Raw genomic sequence first — 7,068 nt, 5'->3', positions numbered from 1 at the left:
TGCAGGCCAGCGCCATGGCGATCATGACGCGCTGGCGCATGCCGCCGGACATCTGATGAGGATAGTCGCGCGCGCGGTCCTCCGGGCTGGGGATGCCCACCAGGCGCAGCATCTCCACCGCGTGTGCCCACGCGTCGTTCTTCTTCATGTCCGTGTGGGCCTGGATGGCCTCCACGATCTGGTCGCCCACGCGGTAGACCGGGTTGAGCGAGGTCATGGGCTCCTGGAAGATCATCGCGATCTTGTGACCGCGCACGTCCTCCATCTGCTTCTCGTTGAGGCCCAGCAGGTTCTGGCCGTCAAACGTGATGGAGCCCGAGGCCACGTGGCCCGGCTTCTGGAGCAGTCCCATGATGGAGAGGGACGTGACGGACTTGCCCGAGCCGGACTCGCCCACGACGGCCAGGATCTCGCCCTTCTCGATCGAGAAGGTCACGCCATCCACGGCGCGCACGACGCCACGGCGCGTGGGGAACTCGGTAACGAGGTCCTTTACCTCTAGCATCGCCATGCTATCGCCTCCTCGACTTGGGGTCGACGGCGTCGCGGATGCCGTCGCCCAGCAGGTTGAACGCGAGCACGGTGAGCGTGATGGCGAGGCCCGGGTAGATCATGGCGTGCGGCGCCTGGAAGATGTAGTTGCGGCCGCGGCCCAGCATGTCGCCCCACTCCGCCTGCGGCGGCTGCACGCCCAGGCCCAGGAAGCCCAGAGCCGCGGCGTCCAGGATGGCGCTGGAAATGCCCAGCGTGGCGCGGACGATGATGGAGGGCGCCACGTTGGGGAGCACGTGACGGAAGATGATCTTGGCGTCGGAGTCGCCGATCACGCGCGCAGCGCTCACGTAGTCGTTCTCCTTGACGGAGAGGATCTGGCTTCGCACGATGCGCGCGTACTCGGGGATGGAGACCAGGCCGATCGCGACGACCGCCTTGTCGATACCCTTGCCGAACGCGGCCATGAACGTGATGGCCAGCAGGATGGACGGGACGGACAGCAGCACGTCCATGCAGCGCATGATGATGGTGTCGGCCTTGCCGCCCTTGTAGCCGGCGATGGCGCCCAGCGTCACGCCCACCACGAGCGAGATGGAGACGGACAGGAGTCCCACGGTGAGCGAGACCTGGCCGCCCACGATGACGCGGCTGAAGATGTCGCGGCCCTGCTGGTCGCAGCCAAACCAGTGCGCGGCGCTCGGCGCGGCAAACGACTGGCTCAGGTCCTGGGCGTACGGGTCGTACGGCAGGATCTGCGGGAAGATCGCGCTCAGGATGGCGAGAAGAGCGACGATCGCGATGAAGGCAAGGCTCACCATGGCGGTAGCGTTGTGGGAGAGCGAGTACCAGACGTCGTTCCAGATGGACTCGCCCTTCTCCGCCGTGGGCTTTGCGGTCTCTGCGGTTGCCTCTGCCATGCCTATCACCCCTCTTCCTTCGTGTACTTGATGCGGGGATCGAGGAACGCGTAGATGATGTCCACGATCAGGTTGATGATGACGAAGATCACGCCGATGAGCATGACCGTGCCCTGCACTATGGGGAAGTCGGACTTGAGGATGCTGTCCACGATGAACTTGCCGATGCCGGGCCAGGCAAAGACGGTCTCCGTGAGCATGGCGCCGCCGAGGAGGCTGCCCAGCTGCAGGCCGATGACCGTGGTCACGGGCAGCATGGCGTTCCTGAGGGCGTGGTGCTTGTGCACGACGTGCGGCGTGAGGCCCTTGGCGCGGGCGGTGCGGACGTAGTCCTCGTTGAGGGCGTCGAGCATGCTCGAGCGCGTCATGCGGGTGATGATGGCCATGGAGTAGAGCGAGAGCGCGAGCGCCGGCAGGATGATGTGGCGCAGCGCGTCGCCAAACGCCTCGAAGTCGCCCGAGAGGAGCGTGTCCACGAGGAAGAGGCCCGTGCCGCCCACGGGGGCGAGCAGCGGGTTGATGCGCCCGCCCGAGGGCAGCCAGTGCAGCACGCCCGAGAACAGGATGATCATGAGGACGCCGGACCAGAAGATGGGCATCGAGATTCCCACGAGCGCGAGCAGCATGCTCACGGCGTCAATCGGGGTGCCCTTGTGCACGGCGGAGACGACGCCGAGGGCGATGCCGATGACGGAGGCGAGCACGATGGCCACGAGGGCGAGCTCGACCGTCGCAGGGAAGCGGCTCATGATCTCCTTGGTGACGGACGTGTGCGTGTAGTACGAGACGCCCAGGTCACCGTGGAGGAAGCCAATGAGGAACGAGAAGTACTGCTGGACCAGGGGCTTGTTGAGCCCCATGCTGTTGCGCCAGGCGTGCATCTGCGCCTGGGTGGCGTGCTCGCCCAGGACGACGGGCGCCGGGTCCGGCGAGAAGACGTGCATGAGGAGGAAGACGACGATGCTGAGGCCCAGCAGGACCGGGATCGCCTGCAGCAGTCGCTTCACGACGTAGCGAAACACGTTCTTCTCCTCCTTTCTTTAAGAAACATAAAAAACGGTAGAACATGAAAACGGGGCCAGAGCCGCTTGGCGCGGTCGTCTGGCCCCAGGCGGAGCGCTTGGGCGCTAGGCCGACTTGGTGCAGTTCTTGAGGAAGGTGACCGCCGTCGGGTGGAAGACGTAGCCCTTGACGCCCTTCTTGTGGCACAGGATGTTGATGGAGTGGGAGACGGGGATCCAGACCTGCTGGTCCGCGACCATCTTCTCGCACTCGTGGTAGACGTCGTCACGGGCGGAGCCGTTGGGGGTCTTCAGGCCCTTGGCGATGAGCTTCTTGTAGTCGGCGTTGTCCCAGCGCGCGACGTTCATGCTGTAGTCGTCGGCGGCGAGCAGGTTCATGAAGTTGTCCGGGTCGCCGTTGTCGCCGTTCCAGCCGTAGAAGCAGACGTCGTAGTTGCCGGCCTGGACCGTGGTCTTGTAGGAGGTCCAGTCGTACTGGTCGATGCTCATCTCGACGCCGACCTTCCTGAGGTAGCCCTGGAAGGCCTCGGCCAGCGCGGTGCCGCCCTTGCCGTTGTACGGGCGCGGGTTGGAGTAGGTGATGCACTTGACCTTGGTGATGCCCAGGGCCGCGAGCTCCTTCTTGGCGGCGTCGGCGTCGTAGGCGGTCTGCTTGATGTCCTTGTCGTACGGGGCCATCCACAGCGGCATGATCGAGTTGGCGTAGGTCGCGTACTTCTTGTACAGGCTCTTGACGACCTCCTCCACGTCGATGGCCTTGGCGAAGGCCTTGCGAGCCTCGGCGGTCTTGAACGTGTCGGACTGGGTGTTGAACGCCATGTAGTTGATGTTCATGCCGTCGAACTTGTCCACCACGTCGCCGTTCTTGGTGACCTGGTCAACGTCGGCCTCGTCCACGCCGTCGATGATGTCGGCCTCGCCGTTGGCAAGCGCGGTGACGCGGGTCGAGGACTCCGCGATGAAGCGGAAGACGATGTTCTTGGCCTTGCCAGCGTGCTCCTTGTCCCAGTAGCCGTCAAAGCGCTTGAGCTTGATGTCGGAGTTCTTGGTCCAGCTCACGAAGCTGTAGGGGCCGGTGCCGACGGGGTGCTCGTTGGTGTTGCCCTTCTCGATTGCCTTGGGGGAGACGATGGGCGACGCCATGCACATGGCCAGGTTGGCCAGGAACGCGGAGCTCACGGCGCGGAGCTTCATGACCACGGTGTAGTCGTCCGGGGTCTCGATGCTCTCGATGCCGGTGCCGTCGGCCTTGGAGCCAAAGGTGAACGCGGCGTACGGCATGTCGTCCGTGCGGTCGGGCTCGAGCTGGCGGCCGATGGACTTCTTGACGGCGGCGGCGTTGAACGGTGCGCCGTCCTGGAACTTGATGCCCTTGCGCAGCTTGAACGTGTAGGTCAGGCCGTCGTCGGACACATCGTAGGACTTGGCCAGGCCGGGCTCGACCTCGCAGTTCTTGGCCTTGTACTTGAGCAGGTTCTCGTAGATCTGCACCATGACCTTCGCGGACTCGCCGTCGTCGATGTAGGCGGGGTCGAGGCCACGGGGATCCGCGCCCTGCGCGAAGGTGATGGTGAAGTCACCAGAGCCGGAGCCGGAGCCGCTCGCGTCGCTCGCGCGCTTGGAGCCGCAGCCGACCATGGACGCGAAGGCGCTCGAAGCCGTGACGGTGGCCATGGCCTTCACGAACATCCTTCGTGACATTTCCGCTTTGCTTGACATGGGCAATCCCCTTCCGGTAAGCGGTCGGACGGTGCCTGCGCCGCCCCTCCCGCATGGCGAGTCCCTCTCGCCGCAATCAGTACGTTTACACATGTCTGTGACATACCTGTTTCATGCCTTAAAACTGGGTATCAAATTGGCGATAAGTTTTCATGTACGAAACATTTGGCATGTTTCCGCGGTGAAACGACAATTGATGCCATCCGTTGCAAATTTTCAGCATCCTATGCCATACGGACGAGAAGAACGGCCACGTCCAGGCCACATCCCCACCAAGGCGTCGAGTGTTATCGAATACTCCGCTCGCCCATACACGCGCCGCCCGCGCCATGGAGCGCCGCAGTGCCGTAAAATGGTGGTTGCTTACGTACAGCTTAAGGGAGGGACGTTGCCCCTCCTTACAGGATAATAAAGGGGGCGAACCGCGCCATGGAGCTGCCAAGCCACACGCTGTATGCCGACCTCAAGAACTTCGGCCGCATCTCCAACCGCGACGCGGCGCTCGCGCTCTTCGACCCCGAGGCCCGCTACGGCGAGCTCACCATCCGCAGCCGCGCCCTGAACGACCGCTCGTTCATCTCGCGCGAGATCGTGCACGCGCGCCCCGGCCAGTACGGCGTCGAGTGCTTCCAGGACTTCCCCACCTCGGTGCGGGCGCTCTGGTCCGTGCTCCTTGCGCGCCACGGCGGTGGCGACGCCGGATGCCGCGCGCTTCTCGCCCACTACACGGGCTCCGCGGCAGAAAAGATGCGCCGCGCCGTGGCCGATACCGGCGGCGACGCCAACCTGTACGCCAACACGATCCAGAAGCTGTCGGTCGAGCCCGGCCTCACAGACGAGCGGCGCGGCCAGCTCTGCCTCATGCTCTTTGTGGTGACGGGCTGCCTGGGCAGCCCCGGCCCCGCCATCGGCATCGTGGACGACTTCGCGACGGAGGCGTTCTCGCTGGGGCTCGGCACCATAGAGACGAGCGTGGGCCCGGGCTTCGCGCGCGCGGTCAGGCCTTCGGAGCGCGGCGTTCAGCTGGGGCTCCTGCGCATCCTGGACGGCGTGGCGCAGCCACCGCTGCTGGCGCTCTCGCTCGCACCGGAGGGCACCGTCATAGGCGCGCTGGCCACCACCCCCAACGCCATCACCAACGTGGACGTCGACGTGTCCCGCGAGCACCTGCGCATCTATCGCAGGGGCGGCACCTGGTGGGCGCAGGGCCTGGGCTCCACCAACGGCACAACGCTCATATCCGGCGACACGCGCAAGACGAGCGTGATAGAGCCGCCGCGCGCGGAACGAAAGCCCGGCGTCACGTACGGCCCGGTAAAGATAACCAACAGCGACACGCTCTGCCTTGGCGCCACGACCAGGTTCCTGGTCCTGCGCATCGCGGGGCCGCACGCGCAGCACGACGCGAAAGGGAACGAATAGCATGGCGGACGAGAAGAACGGCCCCCTCGGTCGGCTCGAGGTAATCGAGTTCGACCAGTTTGACACGTCGTTTGCCGTGGACCCCGCGGACGAGGGCAACGCCCGCCGCCGCTACATGACGCTCCTGGCGGAACCCGCCTCCCCCGGCGGGACCAGCCGCCACACCTCCTACGCGGAGGTCCTGCACGTACGCAACACGGAGGACGAGTACTTTGCCCTCAAGCGGCTGCGCCCCGTGCCAGCCGACCAGGACGCGCTCAACCGCCGCGGTCGCGAGGCGGCGCTGTTCGAGGAGTACCGCAACATGCTCGCGGTGTCGCAGCTGCAGGGCTTCCCGCGCGTGTACGGGTACGGCATCACGCACGAGGGCGACCCGGGCATCCTCATGGAGTGGGTGCAGGGCAGGAACCTGCTCGAGGCACGGCGGGAGGGCCTCCTGGCCCAGCGCGAGGACGGCGGCGTCGAGGCCACCACGGTCGCGGCGGTAGGGCTCTCCGTGCTGCAGGCGCTCGCCTCTACCACCTACCTTGAGGGCACCTTCGTGCACCGCGACCTCTCGCCGCGCAACCTCATGGTGCGCGTGCCCGAGGGCCACCCCGGCACCCTGGACCCCAGCGCGCTGGAGTGCTGCGTGATCGACCTGGGCAGCGCCCTGTACATGCGCCCGGACGAGGCCACGTTCACCGCGACGATGGACGTGTGGAGAAGCGCGACCCCCGAGTACGCCCCGCCCGAGATGCTGGCCATTAGCGACCGCAGCTACATGCGAGCGAGGCGCTCCCCCAAGATCGACGTGTACGCGCTCTGCAGCGTGCTGTACGAGCTGTACTGCGGGCACACCCCCTACCGCCTGTGCGACCGCCCGACGGAGGACCCCCTCAAGATCAAGACGGCCGAAAGCCCCGAGCCGCTCTCCGCGCGCCAGCCGGAAGAGCAGCCGCTGGTGGACGCCATCATGTCCGGCATCGCCGCGGACCAGGACGCCCGCCCGGACGCGCTCGCGCTCTTTGGGCAGCTGGCGCGCTGGCAGCGCCAGGCGACGGGCCGCTCCGTCGAGCTGCGCGACGGCCTGACCCCCGCGCACGTGGTGGGCACGCGCCTGTGGACCGAGCGCCCCACGCCCACACCCGCCGCGCCCGCCAGCCAGGCGCCCGAAACCGCCACCGGCACCGCGCCCGCGCGCAGGCGCAGCATTTCGCGCCGCGGCTTCCTCATCGGCGCGGGCTGCATCGCCGTGGCCGCCGCGGGAGGCACCATTGCCTACAACGCGCTGCGCCCCCGCGCGTTTGGCGAGAAGAGCTGGGACGAGATATCGGACCTCGCCTCCCAGATCGCTGGCGCGTCCAGCCGGAAGGCCGCGCTCGCGCTCGCGGCCAAGGCGGGCCTCGCCACCAAGGGCGGCAGCATCCGCACGGACCTGACCAAGGACATCACGCTATCCGACGGCACCTCCGCCACCGTGCAGGTGGTGGACTTCTGGCACGACGACGTGT

The 7,068-nt window shown here is 66.4% G+C and carries 6 protein-coding genes; 2 read left to right on the top strand and 4 right to left on the bottom strand.

What is annotated here, in order from left to right; all coding sequences use genetic code 11:
* The 4 genes from ACI38Z_RS08070 to ACI38Z_RS08055 all read right to left on the bottom strand — a co-directional run.
* On the bottom strand, window positions 1–511 hold a 511-nt coding region (locus tag ACI38Z_RS08070; protein WP_439789683.1), incomplete at its 3' end, for an ABC transporter ATP-binding protein.
* A 1-nt stretch (window position 512) separates the two neighbouring features.
* Complete coding sequence (gene nikC / locus ACI38Z_RS08065) at window positions 513–1,412, bottom strand: nickel transporter permease (RefSeq protein ID WP_439789682.1); 900 nt, start codon at window positions 1,410–1,412, stop codon at window positions 513–515.
* A 5-nt stretch (window positions 1,413–1,417) separates the two neighbouring features.
* Complete coding sequence (locus tag ACI38Z_RS08060; protein WP_439789681.1) at window positions 1,418–2,434, bottom strand: ABC transporter permease; 1,017 nt, start codon at window positions 2,432–2,434, stop codon at window positions 1,418–1,420.
* A 105-nt stretch (window positions 2,435–2,539) separates the two neighbouring features.
* The gene (locus ACI38Z_RS08055; RefSeq protein WP_439789680.1) at window positions 2,540–4,135 is read right to left on the bottom strand and encodes an ABC transporter substrate-binding protein; all 1,596 of its coding nucleotides are present in this window, start codon (window positions 4,133–4,135) and stop codon (window positions 2,540–2,542) included.
* Between the two features lie 447 nt (window positions 4,136–4,582).
* On the opposite strand from ACI38Z_RS08055, the gene ACI38Z_RS08050 reads away from it, so the two are divergent.
* Complete coding sequence (locus ACI38Z_RS08050) at window positions 4,583–5,575, top strand: FHA domain-containing protein (protein WP_439789679.1); 993 nt, start codon at window positions 4,583–4,585, stop codon at window positions 5,573–5,575.
* A 1-nt stretch (window position 5,576) separates the two neighbouring features.
* Window positions 5,577–7,068 (top strand): serine/threonine protein kinase (locus ACI38Z_RS08045; protein ID WP_439789678.1); only part of this gene is annotated, 1,492 nt, incomplete at its 3' end.

The sequence above is a fragment of the Parafannyhessea sp. genome (assembly GCF_051876455.1).
Taxonomy (GTDB): domain Bacteria; phylum Actinomycetota; class Coriobacteriia; order Coriobacteriales; family Atopobiaceae; genus Parafannyhessea.
The sequence above is the reverse complement of the archived record's forward strand: the minus strand, read 5'-3'. Positions and strand labels throughout refer to the sequence as shown.